This is a genomic window from Marinimicrobium alkaliphilum (assembly GCF_003259155.1).
In the GTDB taxonomy this organism is placed as follows: Bacteria; Pseudomonadota; Gammaproteobacteria; order Pseudomonadales; family Cellvibrionaceae; genus Marinimicrobium_A; species Marinimicrobium_A alkaliphilum.
This window is the reverse complement of record NZ_QGMQ01000007.1, coordinates 154,601-172,989: the sequence shown is the minus strand read 5'-3', so window position 1 is coordinate 172,989 and position 18,389 is coordinate 154,601. Positions and strand designations below refer to the sequence as shown.

The window sequence follows — 18,389 nt, the reverse complement described above, 5'->3', positions numbered from 1 at the left end:
TGACTCCCTGGTCATTCCCTACTTGGGCGGAATACTTCGGTCCGGCGCGGATATTAGCAACCGCCCTCTTCGAAAACAACGCGCATAGACCGGAATGTGATACAAATCACACTTACTGATACAAGAAAGCCCCCAAACGGGGGCTTATTGTGTCTGCAAAAATAAGTGATTTTACGCCAAGGCGTCACTCGCGCGGATCGGGAAAGCGCTCGCGCCATTCAGGGTACAACGCCAACACCTCGTTGCCATTGTCGGTGTACCAACCAAACCCCCGGCGGCGCTCTTCGGAAATGTCCATGACGTCATAATTGATGGAGCCATCGCGATCACCGAAGATCGGACGCATGCTGGGGACCTCGATAAAACGCCCCCAGATGGGCTCGGCATTCGGGTTGGCGCGCACCACCCGCTCGCGCCGATCCCACTCGTAACCTTCAATTTTGTGCGCATCAAACCAGGCCACTGCGTCGTGGATTACCGGCACCAGGTGCTCGGGCACCTCGTCCAGTCCCATCAGAAAGATCAACAGCGAACCGCTTTCCCCGGTTGCCAGCGACGGCGGTTCAAACGCCCGCGCCCAATCCGGCTCCAGGGTATACCGATTATACTGAGCGGCCCAGATGGTAGCCTCACCATCCACCACGACCTGGGAGTTGGTGATGCACTCAAAGCCTTTTTGTCTTGCCACGCGCGCGCGCTCGACCAGCTCATCGGACACAAAATCGAAAGGCGCATCGTCGCCGCCCTCAATCGCCCAGGTGAGCATGTGAATATTGTTCTCGACCGTTTCGTCGTTAAAGGTAATGTGGTCGTGATAGCCCCCGTGCAGCGGGTAAATCTGGGGCCAGCAACCGTTGGGATACTGGGCGTTAATCACCAGATTCAAGCCGCGAATAAAGGCTTCTGCGTACTTTTCAGAGCCAGTGGCGTGGTGGGCCCGCCCGAGCAGACGCATGGGCGCAAAGGTGGCGTCGTTGTCGAAGGTGGGCACATACTTGGGCTCATTGCCGAAGGCCTCTCCCGGCTGACGCGGGCGCTCACTCATATCGGTGCGTTTTGACCAGCCCCCGGAGGGCGTCTGAAAACTGAGCACATTGTTCATGATGCGCCGGCCCTCATCGGTATTAAACCAATCAAGATCCGGGTGCACGTTGAAGCCAAAGCGATTGGCGCGGGTCGGAATAGCCTGCTCCTCCCAGCCCAGTGCGGCCAGCTCAGCTTCGATATAGTCGCGGTCTATGCTGGCCCAATGCTCGGAGCGTTCAAGATAGGCCTGCCAGGCCGCCGAATCGGCGTTCACCCCATGACTATGGGCCTCTGAGGGCGCCGAAGGCGCCGTGGCAGAGGGCTGGCAGGCGGACAGGCCGCCGGCGACCACTGCCACCGCTAAGGTCGATAGAAGTATTTTCATAAGTCTCTCATTGGGTTTTATGTATTATCGCCTTTGACACTAACAAGTCCGGTGTGGCCCCGGCCAGACAGGAAATGTTAAGTTTTGTCCCCGGCCCCCATTCACCGCTGTGGATAACTCCCTAGCGGCTCTTGGAGCCCGGTGTGCGCCGGCGACGGCGCTTGTCACCCTTCCACAACACCTGATACAGATCGTGGCGCCGGTCTTTCAGGTTCTGTACGGTGCCGCCGTTGCGTGCGCCAATCAATGCTTCCGGGCGCAGGTCAGCAAAGGCCACCGTCTCAACATTGGGCGTGGTATCGGCCGCAATACCGTCGCGGGCGAAAGGAAAGTCGCAGGGTGTCAGAATACAACTCTGGGCATACTGAATATCCAGGTTCGACACGTTAGGCAGGTTACCGACATTACCGGACATCACCACGTAAATCTGATTCTCCACGGCCCGGGCCTGGCAGCAATAGCGCACCCGCAGGTAACTCTGGCGCTCATCAGTGCAAAAGGGTACAAACAGAATCTGAATCCCCTGATCCACCAAATGGCGCGCGAGCTCGGGGAATTCCGAGTCGTAACAGATCAATACCCCAATGGGTCCACAGTCGGTGTCGATGGCGCGCACGCTGCTGCCGCCTTCGATATCCCACCAGTAGCGCTCGTTGGGCGTAGGGTGAATCTTGGCTTGCTCAAAGGAGCGGCCATCACGTAAAAAGATGTAGGAAATGTTCTCAATGCGTCCGTTCTCGACCCGGGTCGGGTGCGACCCGGCGATAATGTTGACGTTGTATTTGAGCGCCATATTGCGAAACACTTCCTTGATCGCAGGCGTGTACTTGGTCAACGCTTCAATCGACTCGAAGGGCGAGAGCTCCTGGTCCTCAATGGACAGCAACTGCAGGGTGAACAGCTCGGGAAAGACGACAAAATCACTTTTGTAATCCGCCACCACATCGACAAAGTACTCGACGTTTTTAATAAATTCACCAAAAGAAGTGACCTTGCGCAGCATGTATTGCACGGTGGCAATACGCACCACGTCAGGCATACGCACGCCGTACTTTTTCACCGGGGTGTCGTCTTCAGCAGGCACTTTTGGGTTGTACCACACCATATGCGCGGCACAGTTCATAGATTCGAGGTCGTCGTCCAGATAACCCTCAATCACCCCGTGGACCGAAAAGCCATTGCGCAACTGAAAGCTGAGCACAGGATCCTTGATTTTCTTGTGGACTACCTGATCAATGTAGTTCTCGACAGTCTTGCATTTTTTGATGCGTTTACGCAGGTTGGGCAGGCGCCCCGCAAACACCACGCCTTTCAAACCAAATGACTGACACAGTTTTTTACGCTCGTTGTACAGGCGCTGACCAATGCGGTAGCCCCGGTAGGCATTATCGATGCAGACTTCCATCCCGTAGAGCCAGTCACCGTGAATATCGTGACGGCTGGCATAGCCATTGCCGGTGATCTCATTCCAGGTATGAGGCTTGAGCGCGATATCCCCGGACACCCGAAAGGTGGCGCAGTAGCCCACCACTGTCTCATCCACCAGAACCACAATCTGCCCCTGGGGGAAATTATTGATCTGGCCGACAATGGCCGAGTGGGTGTACCCCTCCATGCCCACAGGGTTGTATACCCGGTCGGACAACTCGACAATTGCCGGGACATCCTGCAGGACGGCATTGCGCACCGTAAGCTGGGAGCCCGCCTTTTGGAGTTTGTTCTCTGAAACCTGTGCCATAAACGTTTTTCCTACAACCGATTAACCGCTGACATCTTTCAGCCGAGCACCATAAATAGCCGCCACCAGGGCCACCACACCAAGAATGCCGAGCACGCCCGCCACCCCCAACCAAATACTGAGCAAACCGATACTGCCTGCCACCAACATTAGCACGCCGATCACCGTATTGCTCACCGCCACATAACTCGCGCGCGTTTCGCGGGTCGCCATATCCACCAGATAGACCTTGCGCCCCAAACGAATGCCGCCGTGGCAGACACTGATGCCGAGGAACAGCAAGGCATGAAGCCAGGGCGACGTCAGCAGCCTCGCGTCCAACGCTGCCAGTAGCCACGCCACGAGGCAGAGCGCTCCGGCCCCGGCTGAGGCGAGGGCCATGGCCCGGCGGCTGGAGCGGTCACTCATCTTGCCCCACACCGGCGCACTCAGACTCGCTGCCAGGCCGCTGGCTATGATCAACAGGCCCAGACCGGTCATATTGTCGGTATATTGCTGAGCCAGAAGCACAAAAAACGGCGGTGCCAGCGCCGAGCTGAGCAGCAGTGCCCGCGCCAGCACAAAGTGGCCAAAATCCCGGTCCCGCCAGAGCAGACTCACGCTTTTGAGCGCCTCGCTGAAGGCATTGCCGCCACCTTCGGTAGCCCCGGGCGCCTCCTGTATCTGTACAAACAGCACCATCGCAAGCGCCCACAGCCCCGCCGCACCGAGCAAAAACAGGGTAAAGACACTGCCCGCCTCATCGCCGCGCAAATACTCCGTGTAAATACCGATACCCAGGGTCGCCACGCCGGCAATACTGGCGCTGTAACCCATAAGCGCGCCGCGCCGGGTCTTGGACACGGTTTTACCGAGCACATCCTTGGCCGACACCGAACAGAGCCCTCGCGCCAGACTGTAGATCACCAGCAAACCGATCACCAGCCAACCCACGGCATTCCCTTCCAGGCGCGCGCCCGAGAGCGCCATACCCACCAGCGCCAGCAGGGACAATAAGGCACCGACCAGCCAAACGTACTTGCGCCGTGCCAGACGCCGAATCCAGGCAGCCACCAATAGTTGCGGCAGCAGCACGCCGGCCTCGCGAATCGGCACCAGAAAACCGGCAAAGCCGCTTGAGGCGCCCGCGGCCCCTAGCAGCCAGGGCAGGATCAGGCGCGCGCTGGACAGTTCATCGGCTATCTTGCTCAGGGCATTGGCGCCCAGGTACGCAAAATAGTTGCGCGGCTGATGCCGACAAGCACTCTCCGGGATGTCCTTGCAGACCCGAGCATCCTCGTCTTCGTTGATTTTTTGATAAAAGGCGCCCAAGCGGGGATAGTCCGGGTAGGGGTGATCGGGCGCTGACTCTTGACTCATACTGACTCCTCGCAAGTGGAGGCCGTATGTTAGCCCGTTAGCGCCGACAGTGCGACGCCGCAGTCCTTTCGCTATACTGGCGGAAATCCTCCGACCGCAGGGACCCCCCGCACCATGCGCCCGAACCGCCGCTGGACTCGCCTCGCCCTGTGCGCCTTTGTCATTCTGGCGGTGGGCTGCACCGCTTACGCTGTCAACCAGTGGGACCGTGAGTATGGCCCACCCCAGGCGCGCGAGCGGCAAGAAACGCTGGCAGAGATCAACTATCAGGATCACATTCGCCCGATTGTGGAACAACGCTGTGTAGTCTGCCACGGCTGTTTCGACGCCCCCTGCCAACTCAACCTCCAGAGCTTTGACGGTCTGTTGCGCGGCGCCCACAAGGACAAGGTGTACGACGGCACCCGCCTGAGTGGAGCGACCCTCACGCGCATGTTCGAGGATGCCCAAAGCACTGCCGAGTGGCGCGACAAGGGTTTTTACCCGGTGCTCAACGAGCGCGACAACAATGCCGAAGCCAACCAGCGGGCGAGTGTCCTGGCCCGCCTTCTGGTACTCAAGCAGGACAATCCCCTGCCGACCGATGTCGCCGAGCTCGAAGGCTTCGATTTTGAAACCAACCGTAGCCAAGAGTGCCCGAAGCTGGAAGAGATGGACCGTTACGAGCGCCGCTACGCCCAGTGGGGTATGCCCTATGGGCTGCCCAGCCTGAACCGGCGTGAGCACAACAAAATCATGGATTGGCTCGCTCGGGGCGCCCCCGAGGGCAAGCCGGTGCGCCTCAACCCGGCCATTGACGAGACCCTGACTGAGTGGGAAGCGTTTTTCAATGGCGGCAGCAAAGCCGAGCGGCTGACTGCGCGCTACCTGTACGAGCATCTGTACCTGGCCAACCTCCATTTTGACAAACTACCGGATACCTACTTCAAGTTGGTGCGCTCCAAAACCCCGCCGGGCGAACCCATTGAGCGCATCAGCACCCGCCGCCCGTTTGACGATCCCGGGGTTGAGCGGGTCTATTACCGCCTGTGGCACGATCATTCCGCCGTGGTTGCCAAACTGCACCTGCCCTACAAACTGGATGAGGCGCGCAAGACCAATTGGCGACAGTGGTTTTTGAGCGACGCGACTCAGGTCGACGCCCTGCCCGACTATGATTCCAAAAGCTCGGCCAACCCTTTTATCACCTTTGCCGACCTGCCCGTCGAGGGTCGCTACCGCTTCCTGCTGGACGAAGCCCAGTTCACCATCATGAACTTTATCAAGGGCCCCGTTTGCCGGGGCCAGGTGGCTCTCAACGTGATTCAGGATCACTTCTGGGTGTACTTTACCGACCCAGACCTGGTCACCCACAAAGACGCCGAGTTCCTGGCCAACAACGCCGATGCACTGCACCTGCCCGCCGAGGTGGGAGATACCTGGCGTCCCATCAGTCACTGGCGGCGTTACTCCCGCCAGCAGGAAGCCTTCCTTACGGCCAAAGCCGAGCATTTGCAGACCCGCATTGACGAAGAAAGCAACGGCGAAATCGGCCTCGACTGGATCTGGGACGGCGACGGCAACAACGACAATGCCGCACTCACCATCTTCCGCCACAGCGATAGCGCCACCGTCAGCAAAGGCCTGATCGGTCAGCAACCGAAAACCGCCTGGGTGATCGACTATCCGCTGCTCGAACGCATTCATTACCTGCTGGTGGCCGGCTTCGACGTTTACGGCAATGTGTCCCATCAACTGCTCAGCCGACTGTATATGGACTTTTTGCGGATCGAAGGAGAAATGAACTTTATCGCCTTGCTGCCCGAGCAGGCCCAGGATAACGAAGTGGCCTACTGGTACCGGGACGCCGAAGATGAAATTGAGAATTACCTGTCGATTTACATCAAAAGTCTGGAGGCGGACCTGGCCGTGGATTACCAGAGCGGCAACCCGAAGGCGGAACTGTTCGAGCGCCTGCGCGATCGACTCGACCCGGTCCTCAGTCGCCAGCACGAGTGGCCCGAAGGTCTGAGCGAAGGTACCCGCGACACCCTGAGCCAGCTGCACAATCAGCGCGGCTCAGCCATCAGCTATCTGCCCCAGACCACCCTGATTGAGGTCCCGGAGGTGGGGGTATTCACCGTGCTGCGCAACAACGCCTACAGCAATCTGTCGTCGCTGTTCTGGGAGAACCAGCGGCGCCGGCCCGAAGCAGACTCTACCACCCTCGCCTTCGGCATCATCGGCGCCTACCCCAACGCCTTTATGCGGGTCGAGGAAGATGAGCTGGCGGACTTCACACGGCGCATCGGCACCCTGGCGAGCGAAACCGACTACCGGGCGCTACGCGACCGCTACGGTATTCGCCGGAACGACCCGGAATTCTGGGCCACCAGCGACCGGATTCATGCCTGGTATTTGGGCTATCAGCGCCGTGAAGCGGGTTTACTGGATTACAACCGGCTGGAAAACCGCTAGATTGGCGCATTTATCAACCGACTATCTTTTTCTTCGGCGGTATACTTATGACATCGCTCTCCACTGGGAGTGATGGGCACACCAGTGCTGACCCATGGAACAGGAGAAAACCCATGAACCTAGCAGTGAAACTCACCCCCCCTGCCGCTTTTTTGCGCCTTCTTGTCACCTTCGCATTGGCCTTGGGGCTGACAGCCTGCGGCAGCAGTAGCAGCGACGACGAGCCCACCAACGGCAACGGTAACGGCGGCGGCACCCAAATTCCGATTGGCGATGGCAACTTTGCCACCAGCGGCGACATCGACATGGTCGAGTACGGCTTTCCCGCTGGCAATGCCACCCTCACGTACCAGGAGTACGACGTCGACCTCGGCGAAAACATTGACTACGGCACTTACACAGAAACCTGGACCCGCGACGGCAATGAAGTCAGCGTTACCAGCTCAATGGGTTTTACCCTGACAGCCACTATTCATAGCGATCGCATTTCTATGAGCGCGATGGGCTTTGAAGTACAGTATCCGCGCTTCGTCAATTCCGGCAGTGCTTATATCGACGATGAGGACATACGTGAAGTGGCGTTCGGCCCCTACAGCAGCTACACCTTTGAGCCGGGCGGCGGCTTTGAAGCTCGTACTTACCAGGATGTTGTTATCGTCATGGAGCACGACAAGGAGTACGAAGATGTCTACATGAGCGTCTTCGTCAAGGGCGAAGGCTCGGTCGGTTCCAAAGAGTTTTGGGGTTGTCCGGACGACGTCACGCTCGATCCCACTATCGACTATACCGAGGTGTGTGGCACGTCGTACTATCTCGAACTTCTGGTTGAGGATTGATACCCTCGCCGACTTCAAACAGGTCAGGCGCCGCAAGGGCGCCTGATTTTTTACAGCAGGATCTCCGCAATATTCCCCTTCGACTCCAGCCAGGTTTTGCGGTCGCCCGAGCGTTTTTTGGCTAACAGCATATCCATCATACTGTCGGTTTCGTCGTCTGCCTCGATGGTCAATTGCACCAGGCGGCGGGTATCGGTGGCCATGGTGGTTTCGCGCAGCTGCAGCGGGTTCATTTCGCCCAGGCCTTTAAAACGCTGGACGTTGACCTTGCCTTTCTTTTTCTCTGCCTCGATGCGATCGAGAATACCGCTTTTCTCACTGTCGTCCAGGGCGTAATAGACTTCCTTGCCCACATCGATACGGTACAGTGGCGGCATGGCCACAAATACATGGCCGCGTTCCACCAGCGGGCGGTAGTGGCGCACGAAGAGCGCGCACAGCAGTGTCGCAATGTGCAAACCGTCAGAGTCGGCATCCGCAAGGATACAGATTTTGTGGTAGCGCAGCCCTTCCAGATCGTCACTGCCGGGGTCGATGCCCAGGGCCACTGAAATATCGTGTACCTCCTGGCTGGCGAGGACTTCGTTCGAGTCCACCTCCCAGGTGTTCAGGATTTTACCGCGCAGGGGCATGATCGCCTGAAACTCCCGATCCCGGGCCTGCTTGGCCGAGCCGCCGGCCGAGTCCCCTTCCACCAGAAATAGCTCGCCGCGCGCCGGATCGTCGCTGGCGCAGTCCGCCAGCTTGCCCGGCAAGGCTGGGCCTTGAGTGACTTTTTTACGCGCGACCTTTTTGCTTGAACGCACCCGGCGCTGGGCGTTATTGATAAACAGCTCGGCGAGCTTGTCGCCATCTTCCGTATGCTGGTTGAGCCACAGAGCGAACGCATCTTTGGCGACACCGGAGACAAACGCCGCCGCTTCGCGCGAGGACAGGCGCTCTTTGGTCTGACCGGAAAACTGGGGATCGGCCAGTTTGGAAGAGAGCACAAAGCTGCAGTTGTTCCAGATGTCTTCAGGTGCGAGCTTGACCCCGCGCGGCAACAGGCTGCGGAATTCGCAGTAATCACGCAGCGCTTCCAACAGGCCCGTGCGCAGGCCGTTAACGTGAGTCCCTCCCTGGGCGGTGGGGATCAGGTTGACATAACTCTCCTGAATCAGCTCACCGCCTTCAGGCTGCCACTGCACGGCCCAGGTTACGGCCTCGGTTTTGCCACTGAACTCGCCCGTAAACGGCGCTTCTGGCAATGTTTCCCAGCCCTGGGTAGCGGCCAGCAGGTAATCCTTAAGACCGTCTTCGTAGTACCAGGTATCGGTCTCACCGGATTGCTCGTCGGTAAAGTTGACCGTCAACCCGGGGCACAACACCGCCTTGGCGCGCAGGATATGACGCAGGCGACTGACCGAAAATTTGTGGGAATCAAAGTACTTGGGGTTAGGCAAAAAGCGTAAGCTGGTACCGGTCTGGCGCTTGGGGCAGCTGCCAATCACCTCCAGTTCCGTGGCTTTATCGCCGTTCTGAAAGCCCATCCGATGAATGCTGCCATCGCGCTTGATGGTGATTTCCACCAGCGTAGACAGCGCGTTGACCACCGACACCCCGACACCGTGCAGACCGCCGGAGAACTGGTAGTTTTTATTGGAGAACTTCCCCCCCGCATGCAGGGTGCACAGAATCACTTCAATCCCGGGCTTGCCCTGTTCCGGGTGAATGTCCACAGGCATACCGCGACCATCGTCGCTGACGGTAACCGAGTGATCTTTGTGCAGCGTCACGTCGAGGGTTTTGGCGTGTCCGGCCAGCGCCTCGTCGACACTGTTATCGATCACCTCCTGGGCGAGATGATTCGGTCGAGTGGTGTCGGTGTACATACCCGGGCGCTTTTTGACCGGGTCGAGCCCCGTGAGGACTTCAATATCTTCTGCAGAATAATTGGCCATAATTCGGTGACTGAATTCCGTAAGGTGTTGCCGGGTTACCGGTCGCGGGCGACCAGAAACGCGATGAGTTCGGGGAGGTGGCGGTCAAAGTTCTGAAAACTGTGATCGCCGCCCTCTTCAATGGTTTGCTTGCAGCCCTGATAGCGCGCTACGGCCTCGCGGTAGTCCAGGGTTTCATCCCCGGTCTGCGCCAACAACCAATAGTTGTCCTTGCGGGTGAGCGCATCGACGTAGACCGCTTTGATCTCGTCCACATGGTGGGCGTGCAGCCGGTAGCTATCATCCGTGTGATAGCCTTTGAGGTCAACCTCAAGGTACTCCGGCATAAATGCCCAAGGCTTTACCGAGGGGTTGATCAGAACCGCCTTGAGATCGTAGCGTTCCGCCAGCCAGGTGCACCAGTAACCGCCCAGGGAGCTGCCCATCAGCACCACCGGCCCCGCCGCCTGGAGCGACTCCACCAGATTTTCCAGATAGAGCTGAGTCTGGCGCGGATAGGGTGTCAGGTGGGGACAAAAGAAGCCGATGTCGGGCCGGTGCGCCTTGAGCCACCGGGCCGTAGCCTGGGCTTTGTAGGACCCGGGCGAGCTCAGAAAGCCGTGAATATAAACAAGTGAAGTCATCGCTACCGGTCAGTAACCTGCAGACTGGTAATCGATACCATAAGCCTTGTCAGCCACCCGGGAAACACCGGTGGTAAAAGCGCCATCGGCGGCCAACTCGAACCAACGGTAGCCAGGTAGCGCATCGTCAACGGCAAAGTCATGACTGTGGGGTTTAAACTGGATACTGGTTGCCGGTGTGGCCAGTAACGGCACGCCGTTGCGATCAGCGGCAAAGTCCTGATGCACATGGCCCCAGCAGATGGCTTTTACAGCGGGTGAGGTATCGATGAGGGCAAAAAAGGCCTCAGCGTTGCGAAGAATATATTGGTCGATCCAGGTACTGCCCACCGGCACCGGCTGGTGGTGCAGCATCACCAGAGCGTGTTCACCCGCGCCGATGGCGTTGAGGCTGCGCTCGAGAAAGGCCAGCTCATCGTCCGCCAAATACCCGTGGACATGCCCGGGAACACTGGAATCGAGCAGAATGATGTGCCAATTCTCCAGGCGCATGACTCGCGCTTCCGGCGTCGGCGTAACACCGATATCCGCCATCAGGCGCGCAGAATCATGGTTGCCCGGCAGCCAGCCAAACGGGACGTCAAAGTAGTGATGCACGTGATCGACGAAACGCTGGTAGCAGTGTTCGTGGCCCGCGCTGGCAATATCGCCAGTGCACACCAGAGCGTCAACCGTGGACTGTTCGCGCGCGATCAAGCGGAGCACATCGTCCAGGCTCTCATCCGTATTCAGCCCCAGTAACTGGTCGTTGTCCTGGGCGCCCAAATGGCAATCGGTAATCTGTATCAGGCGCACGCCGCTCTCGCTGTTATATCGTCCGTTATTGGTCGCTTACACTCACTCACAACCTTAAACCGTCCGCCGATTTTTCGCCAGAGCCAAGGGCCGGGTTTTGGCGTTTTTTGTGACCTGACTGCCGTCAGGAGCGGCGTTTGTGTTGGCGTTCCCAGTTATCGAGCCTTTTGCGCTCACTTTTACGCAACAGAATATAGGTGGCGCCACTGGCTCCGTGCTGCTTTTGCGCCGAATGGAAGGCCAGCACCTCTTCAAACTGGGGCAACCAATGGGCTATACAACTCTTGAGCAGCGCTGGCTGCTCGCGCCCCACCCCTTTGCCGTGGGTGATCAAGGCACAGCGGATATCGTGGGCCATGCAGTCTTTGACGAACTGATACACCGCGCGGCGCGCCGTATCGACGGTCATACGGTGCAAATCCAGGCGCGCATCGATGGTGTATTTGCCCAAGCGCAGGTTTCGGTAGACCCCGTGCTGCACCCCGTCGCGCTTGAACTCAAGAATGGCATGAGGATCAACCGCCTCGACGTGGTCACCGGACAGGAAGTTGCTGTCGGCACGCACCTCTTCGGTAGCCGCTTCCCGGCGTTTGGCCTGGCTGACCGCCGACGGGCGCTTTTCCGTCAAGGCCACTCGATTGTCGGGCTGATGGCGAACAACATCGCGCATCGCGGCACGAAACCCGTCATCGCCGTGATCGTTCTGGTTCATGGTTACTGCCTGCTTAGCGCCAGCGCGCCCGGCCTCAGTCCTCCTCGGCCGGGTCACAATCAAGGATATAGCCCACCATTGCCTGGGGGCGCTTCATTTCCCAAGGGGTGTGGTAAGCATCAAATTTGGCTTCGCACCACTCAGCCACAGCGGTAAAGGTCGGCCTGCCGGGGTCAGTGACAATCACCCGGGTACCCACTTGATGGGCCCGGTTTATCAGCCCTTGCAGCGGCTTGATCAGAGAATCCCAGAAACAGATGTCCGACGCGATCACCAGATCGAAGGGTTCTAGGTCTTTCTTGCGCACCTTTTCATACCGGCAATCCCAGGTTTCCACCTCCACGCCATTGAGCGCCGCATGGTAGGCCAGGTAGGGAAACACTTTGGGATCGGCGTCGAGGGCAGTCACTTGGGCATCGTAGCGCTTGGCGCAAAAAATGCCCGACAGCCCCCAACCGCTGCCGATCTCCAACACCCGCAAGCCCGGCTCCATGTCGATGGTTTTCAGGTAATCCATGAGCAGCAGACTGGAGTGCCAGACCTTGTTGCCGTGAATATCGGCTTCTCCCAGCTGGCGGCGCAGGCGCCGCATGTGTGGGTGGGTGTTCTTGCGCATGGTCAGACCAAAAGCCGTGCGCGAAGTCGCCTGCTTGCTTGGCATACTGCTCCCGTATTTACTGCTGTTTACGTTGAACCATTGCCGGACGATTACCGGTTGGCACGATTTTCGATCAAATCATCCACAACCGCCGGGTCAGCCAGGGTTGAGGTATCCCCCAGGTTGTCCAACTCGTTGGCGGCTATTTTACGCAAAATACGACGCATAATCTTGCCCGAGCGGGTTTTTGGCAACCCCGGTGCCCACTGGATGACGTCCGGTTTGGCGATGGGCCCGATCTCTTTGGTACACAACGCCACCAGCTCCGCGCGTAACCCATCGCTGGGCTCCTCGCCGCCCATCAAGGTTACGTAGGCATAGATGCCCTGCCCTTTGACGTCATGGGGATAGCCTACCACCGCCGCCTCCGCCACTTGCTTATGCAGGACCAGGGCACTTTCGACTTCCGCCGTGCCCATGCGGTGGCCAGAGACGTTGAGCACGTCATCGACCCGTCCGGTAATCCAGTAGTAGCCATCCTCGTCACGCCGGGCACCATCGCCGGTAAAGTAGTAGCCGGGATAGGTGCTGTAGTAGGTGTCGATACAACGCTGGTGGTCGCCATAAACAGTGCGCAGCTGACCTGGCCAGGCGGCCTTGATGGCCAGGTTACCCTCACCCGGGCCCGCCAGCTCCTTGCCTTCCGCATCAAGCAGTACCGGCTGGACACCAAAAAACGGCAGGGTTGCGGAGCCGGGTTTCAGGTCTACAGCGCCCGGCAGGGGGGTGAGCATATGCCCCCCGGTTTCGGTCTGCCACCAGGTATCCATGATCGGGCAGCGATGGTCGCCCACCACTTGGTAATACCACTCCCAGGCCTCGGGGTTGATGGGCTCACCCACGGTTCCCAGCACCCTCAACGACTCGCGCGATGTGCTGGTGACGAAGTCGTTGCCCTTTCCCATCAGCGCCCGGATGGCGGTGGGGGCCGTGTAAAAACTGTTGACCAGGTGCTTGTCCACTACCTGCCAGCAGCGCGAGGCGTCGGGATAGGTGGGCACACCCTCGAACATCAGGGTGGTGGCGCCGTTGGCGAGTGGGCCATAGACAATATAGGTATGCCCGGTAACCCAGCCGACATCGGCGGTACACCAGTAGACATCGCCTTCCTGATAATCGAAGACGTACTTGTGGGTCATGGCTGCCTGCAGCAGGTAACCGCCGGTGGTATGCAGCACGCCTTTGGGTTTGCCCGTGGAGCCAGAGGTGTACAGAATGAACAACGGGTCTTCGGCGTCCATCCACTCGGGATCGCAGGTTTCGGGCTGACCGGCAATCGCTTCGTGATACCAGACATCGCGCTTTTCGCGCCACTCGATGTCGGCGCCGGTGCGGCGTACCACGAGGCAGGTACTGACGTTGGGGCAGTCAGCCAGGGCCTCTTCAACATTGGCTTTGAGCGGGACGGTTTTACCGCCGCGTACGCCTTCGTCGGCGGTGATGACGGTACGGCAGTCGGCATTCTGAATCCGGTCTTTCAACGCGCCGGGGGAGAAGCCTCCGAAGACCACCGAGTGCACAGCGCCGATACGTGCGCAGGCGAGCATGGCATAGGCAGCCTCGGGAATCATGGGCATATAGATACACACCCGGTCACCTTTCTTGACACCGCGCTCGCGCAGGACGTTCGCCAGGCGACACACTTCCCGGTGTAATACCTTGTAGGTAATCAGCTGATCTTCGGCAGGGTCGTCGCCTTCCCAGATGATAGCGGTCTGTTCGGCGCGCTGGTCAAGGTGGCGGTCGATGCAGTTGACACTGACGTTCAGTTGTCCGCCCGCGAACCAGCTGACCTCGCCTTTGCGCAGGTCGCTTTTACTGACGCTGTCCCACTTTTTGTGCCAGTCGAGAAAGTGTTCGGCCTGTTCGGCCCAGAAGTTGTCCGGGTCGTCGACGGAGTGCTGGTACATGTCCCGGTATTGTTCGGCATTGATGTGGGCGTTAGCGCGAAATTGTTCAGGTACCGGGTAGACGTGTTTCTCTGACATTGGGCCTCCACTGACTCTTGTTCTTGGCGAATGGTTTTGAGTTAGTTTGGCAGAAATTGTCAGGACGGGCCAGCTTGTCGGTATTTTTGCGGTGGGTGATTGGGTCGTTTGGGGGGCGGGCGAAAGCGAAACCCCTTGGGCGACACGCATAAACCCATCCGTGGGGCTCGACACCGACATCCTGTCGGTGACGGTCGCCCAAGGGGTTTCGCTTTCGCCCTGGATTTACCCTTCTGAGCTTCACCCACCACACGAGGGTTTGGGTTTAGTCTTTCAAGACCGTCACCCGCGGGACTGCGGGTGTCGAGCCCCCAGGGATGGGTTTACGGCGTGTCTTGAAAGACTAAACCCAAACCCGACCAGTCAACGGAGACGCTCAGCGTTATCCGAAGTGGTGTTGGACGGTGGTGCGGACGCCGTCTTTGTCGAAGGCGGTGAGCCAGCGGGTGACGCCGTCGACAAAGGGGGGCTGGTGCTGGAGGTCGGTGTCGAACACAGCGTCCAGGGCGAGGGCGGCTTTGACCATGGCGGCCGGGTCGCCTTTGTGGGGTGCGAGGGTGGTCTTGAGGGTGTCCGCCAGGGGATCGTTGATGTCGATGACTTGGCCCGCTTCGTCTTCGCCGGTGGCGAAGCGGATCCAGGCCGCAACCGCCAGGCAGATGATGTCGATGGCGCCGCCGCGTTCCAGCTGCTCGCGCAGCGGGTAGAGTAGGCGCTGGGGCAGCTTGAGTGAACCGTCGCTGGCGATCTGAAAGGTGCGATGTCGCAGGGCGGTGTTGTGGAAACGGGCGCGCAGTTGCGCCTTGTAGGCTTCGATATCAAAATCGCCAGGCGCATTCACGGTTTCGCCCGCATCCTTGGCATGAAATTGTGTGACCATCGTCTCGAAGGCGGGATCGGCCATGACGTCGTGAACGAATTCATAGCCGGCCAGATAGCCGGAATAGGCCATCAGTGAGTGGGCGCCATTGAGCAGGCGCAGTTTGATTTTCTCAAAGGCCTCGGCACTTTCTACCAATTGGGCACCGGCGTTTTCCCACGCCGGGCGACCATCGACAAAGTCGTCTTCAATCACCCACTGGCTGAAGGGCTCCGTGAAAATGGCACCCTCGTCCCGCAGACCCAGCCGTTGTGTCAGTTCGTCGCGGTCGGCGTCGGTGGTGGCCGGTACGATGCGATCCACCATGGTGCTCGGGAAGGCGGTGTGCTCACCAATCCAGTCTGCGAGCGCCGGATCGAGCTGGGCGGCGTACTGGGTTATGACCCGCTTGAGGACTTCACCGTTGTCCGGCAGGTTGTCGCAGCTCAGGGCCGTAAAACTTTTGTGCCCGGCGGCACGGCGCGCCCGGAGTGCGGCGACGATCAGGCCGACGATGGTTTTCGGGGCCTCGGGGCTGGCCAGGTCGGACTGGATGTCCCGGTTGCCGAGGTTGAGGTTGCCTGTGGTCGTGTCGTGGCAGTAGCCCCGCTCGGTGACGGTGATGGATACGATTTTGATACCCGGGTCTGCCATCGCGGCGACGACAGCGGCCGGGTCGTCCGGCGCGACCATGACCTGCGTGACCGAGCCCACCACCCGCAGACGACGCTCGTCGTTGTCGCGCACCACAACGGTATAAAGGCCGTTCTGTGGCGCCAGCTGATCCCGCACGGCCGGCGAGCGCAGGCTTACCCCGATGATGCCCCAATCGCCCCCGGACTGATTCAATACCGTATCCGTGTACTCGGCCTGGTGTCCCCGATGGAAGGCGCCCAGGCCCAGGTGGACAATGCCCGGCTTTAGGCTTGTGCGGTCGTAGCGGGGGGTTTCAATAGAAGCGGGAACTCGGGCCAGGGTGGCACTGCTGAGACGGTCGGTCACGATTGCGAATACTCCTCGATTGATGATGCACTACTCCGTGCCCACACCCCGCTCGGCAAGGGGGGCGCGGACGCCAAATAGTCTAAATTACTATATTTGCTGTCAACGATCTACCAATTGTACATGGTGCCATCTTCAAGACGGTTGACCGGCAGATAGGCAGGCTTATAAGGGTAGCGCGCTGCCAGGGTCTCGTCGATATCAACCCCGTGACCGGGTTTGCTGCCGGCGTGCAGATAGCCGTCTTTAAAGTGATAGTCGTGGGGGAAGACCTCGTCGGTTTCCGGGGTGTGGCGCATATATTCCTGAATCCCGAAATTGGGCACCCAGGTGTCGAAGTGCAGGGCCGCGCCCATGCACACCGGTGACAGGTCGGTGGCTCCGTGACTGCCTGTGCGCACATGGTAGAGGTCCGCGAGATTGGCAATCCGGCGCAAATGCGTGATGCCCCCGGCATGGACCACGGTAGTGCGGATGTAGTCGATCAGCTGCTCGGTGATCAGTTGCTGGCAGTCAAAGATGGTATTGAAAATCTCCCCCACCGCCAGCGGTGTGGTGGTGTGCTGGCGGATCAGGCGGAAGCTTTCCTGATTCTCCGCGGGAACGGCATCTTCCATCCAGAACAACCGGTAGGGCTCCAGGTCCTTGCCCAGGCGTCCGGCCTGAATCGGCGTGAGCCGGTGGTGGACATCGTGCAGCAGGTGATGATCAAAACCGAATTTATCCCGCAGGCGCTCGAACAGCTGGGGCACGTGCTTCATGTACTTTTCGGTCGACCAGACGTTCTCGGAAGGTAGCTCCGCGTCGGCAGGCTCATAGTACATCTTGTCCTTGGCGACGCCGTAGGTGGAAGGCAGCCCAGGCACCCCGCATTGGGCCCGAATGGCCTTGTAACCCAAGTCGATATACTTGGCGACCTCGTCCACAGTCTCCTCGATTTCGACGCCGTTGGCGTGACCATAAACCATCACGCCATCCCGCGAGCGCCCGCCCAGCAATTCATACAGAGGCAGACCTGCCACCTTGCCCTTGATATCCCAGAGGGCGGTGTCTATGCCGGCAATGGCGGTCATGGTCACCGGACCGCGACGCCAATAGGCACCGCGATAGAGGTATTGCCAGATGTCTTCGATCTGCGCCGGGTCGCGCCCGATCAGGCAGGGAAAGAGGTGCTCTTCGAGATAGGCCACCACCGCCAACTCACGGCCGTTGAGGGTGGCATCGCCGATACCGTAAACGCCCTCGTCGGTCTCGATTTTGACCGTGACGAAGTTGCGCCCGGGACAGGTGATGATGGTTTTACAGTTGATGATCTTCATGAAATCTCCGCAACAGGCCGCCAAAGGTAAAGTGGTCAGGCCAATTCTAGCGGGTTTCTTCGGATTGGTCGAGCCCGCGGCTGAATTATCGCTCAGAGGCGAGTCAGATGTCGTTCAGCGAGCCGAAGGGGGCGGGGTGGCGGCGATTCAGACTGGGGGCTGGTAAGCCGGGTTCGGCGCCTCAGTGTCGGATTACGCCCTTCGGGCTAATCCGACCTACTGGAGACGACGCACCATTGTTCGAGTAGGTCGGATTAGCGCAGCGTAATCCGACACTGAGGCACCCAAACAGAGACTAGGCGACCTGGACAGGAATGGTATTGGTGGTGCGCTCTACCCGATTGCGCTCATCCAGGTACACCAACTTGGGCTTGAATTTGGCCAGCTCGGCCTCTTCGTACTGGGCATAGGCGGCGATGATCACCCGGTCCCCCACCTGCACCTTGCGTGCGGCAGCGCCGTTCATGGAAACGGTGCCGGAGCCCGGCTCGGCCAGAATCACATAGGTGGTAAAGCGCTCGCCGTTATTGACGTTGTAGATATCAATCTGCTCAAACTCCCGCAGCCCGGCCAGCTTGACCAGATCCGCATCGATGGCGCAGGAGCCGTCATACCAAAGCTCGGCCTGGGTGACCGCGGCCATGTGCAGTTTGCCTTTCAGCATTGTCGAGAGCATAGCTCCTCCAGTGATC

13 protein-coding genes and 1 pseudogene are annotated in these 18,389 nt (G+C 59.2%); 2 read left to right on the top strand and 12 right to left on the bottom strand.

Annotation, left to right across the window (positions count from 1 at the left end; genetic code table 11):
• Positions 1-184: 184 nt before the first annotated feature.
• The 3 genes from pelA to DKW72_RS12805 all read right to left on the bottom strand — a co-directional run bounded on the left by pelA (position 185) and on the right by DKW72_RS12805 (position 4,508).
• On the bottom strand, positions 185-1,411 hold the full coding sequence (gene pelA, locus DKW72_RS12815; RefSeq protein WP_111642780.1) for a pectate lyase: 1,227 nt from the start codon (positions 1,409-1,411) through the stop codon (positions 185-187).
• Positions 1,412-1,532: 121 nt separating this feature from the next.
• Positions 1,533-3,149: a carbon-nitrogen hydrolase family protein gene (locus tag DKW72_RS12810; protein WP_111642779.1), complete on the bottom strand. Its 1,617-nt coding sequence runs from the start codon at positions 3,147-3,149 to the stop codon at positions 1,533-1,535.
• 21 nt (positions 3,150-3,170) lie between these two features.
• The gene (locus tag DKW72_RS12805; RefSeq protein WP_111642778.1) at positions 3,171-4,508 is read right to left on the bottom strand and encodes an MFS transporter; all 1,338 of its coding nucleotides are present in this window, start codon (positions 4,506-4,508) and stop codon (positions 3,171-3,173) included.
• Positions 4,509-4,622: 114 nt separating this feature from the next.
• On the opposite strand from DKW72_RS12805, the gene DKW72_RS12800 reads away from it, so the two are divergent.
• Both DKW72_RS12800 and DKW72_RS12795 read left to right on the top strand, forming a co-directional pair.
• The gene (locus tag DKW72_RS12800) at positions 4,623-6,965 is read left to right on the top strand and encodes a fatty acid cis/trans isomerase (RefSeq protein WP_111642777.1); all 2,343 of its coding nucleotides are present in this window, start codon (positions 4,623-4,625) and stop codon (positions 6,963-6,965) included.
• 113 nt (positions 6,966-7,078) lie between these two features.
• Positions 7,079-7,801 (top strand): hypothetical protein, encoded by a 723-nt coding sequence (locus DKW72_RS12795; RefSeq protein ID WP_111642776.1) that lies wholly within the window; start codon positions 7,079-7,081, stop codon positions 7,799-7,801.
• 50 nt (positions 7,802-7,851) lie between these two features.
• Here the strand turns inward: DKW72_RS12795 and parE are convergent, their stop codons facing one another.
• The 9 genes and pseudogenes from parE to panD all read right to left on the bottom strand — a co-directional run bounded on the left by parE (position 7,852) and on the right by panD (position 18,373).
• Positions 7,852-9,741 carry a DNA topoisomerase IV subunit B gene (parE, locus tag DKW72_RS12790; protein WP_111642775.1) on the bottom strand — a complete coding sequence of 630 codons (1,890 nt, stop codon included), beginning with the start codon at positions 9,739-9,741 and terminating at the stop codon, positions 7,852-7,854.
• A gap of 35 nt (positions 9,742-9,776) precedes the next feature.
• Positions 9,777-10,364, bottom strand: a complete 588-nt coding sequence (locus DKW72_RS12785; protein WP_111642774.1) for a YqiA/YcfP family alpha/beta fold hydrolase — start codon at positions 10,362-10,364, stop codon at positions 9,777-9,779.
• Between the two features lie 9 nt (positions 10,365-10,373).
• A pseudogene (gene cpdA / locus DKW72_RS12780) lies at positions 10,374-11,162 on the bottom strand (3',5'-cyclic-AMP phosphodiesterase); the annotation flags it as partial.
• A 121-nt stretch (positions 11,163-11,283) separates the two neighbouring features.
• Positions 11,284-11,871 (bottom strand): DNA endonuclease SmrA, encoded by a 588-nt coding sequence (smrA, locus tag DKW72_RS12775; RefSeq protein WP_111642772.1) that lies wholly within the window; start codon positions 11,869-11,871, stop codon positions 11,284-11,286.
• A 34-nt stretch (positions 11,872-11,905) separates the two neighbouring features.
• On the bottom strand, positions 11,906-12,532 hold the full coding sequence (locus DKW72_RS12770; RefSeq protein ID WP_111642771.1) for a class I SAM-dependent methyltransferase: 627 nt from the start codon (positions 12,530-12,532) through the stop codon (positions 11,906-11,908).
• A gap of 47 nt (positions 12,533-12,579) precedes the next feature.
• Positions 12,580-14,517, bottom strand: a complete 1,938-nt coding sequence (gene acs / locus DKW72_RS12765; protein WP_111642770.1) for an acetate--CoA ligase — start codon at positions 14,515-14,517, stop codon at positions 12,580-12,582.
• A 382-nt stretch (positions 14,518-14,899) separates the two neighbouring features.
• A complete protein-coding gene (locus DKW72_RS12760) occupies positions 14,900-16,378 on the bottom strand; it encodes a mannitol dehydrogenase family protein (protein WP_111642769.1) in 1,479 nt (492 codons plus the stop codon).
• A 110-nt stretch (positions 16,379-16,488) separates the two neighbouring features.
• Positions 16,489-17,697: a D-mannonate dehydratase ManD gene (gene manD / locus DKW72_RS12755; protein WP_111642768.1), complete on the bottom strand. Its 1,209-nt coding sequence runs from the start codon at positions 17,695-17,697 to the stop codon at positions 16,489-16,491.
• Between the two features lie 295 nt (positions 17,698-17,992).
• Positions 17,993-18,373 carry an aspartate 1-decarboxylase gene (panD, locus tag DKW72_RS12750; RefSeq protein WP_111642767.1) on the bottom strand — a complete coding sequence of 127 codons (381 nt, stop codon included), beginning with the start codon at positions 18,371-18,373 and terminating at the stop codon, positions 17,993-17,995.
• Positions 18,374-18,389 lie beyond the last annotated feature (16 nt).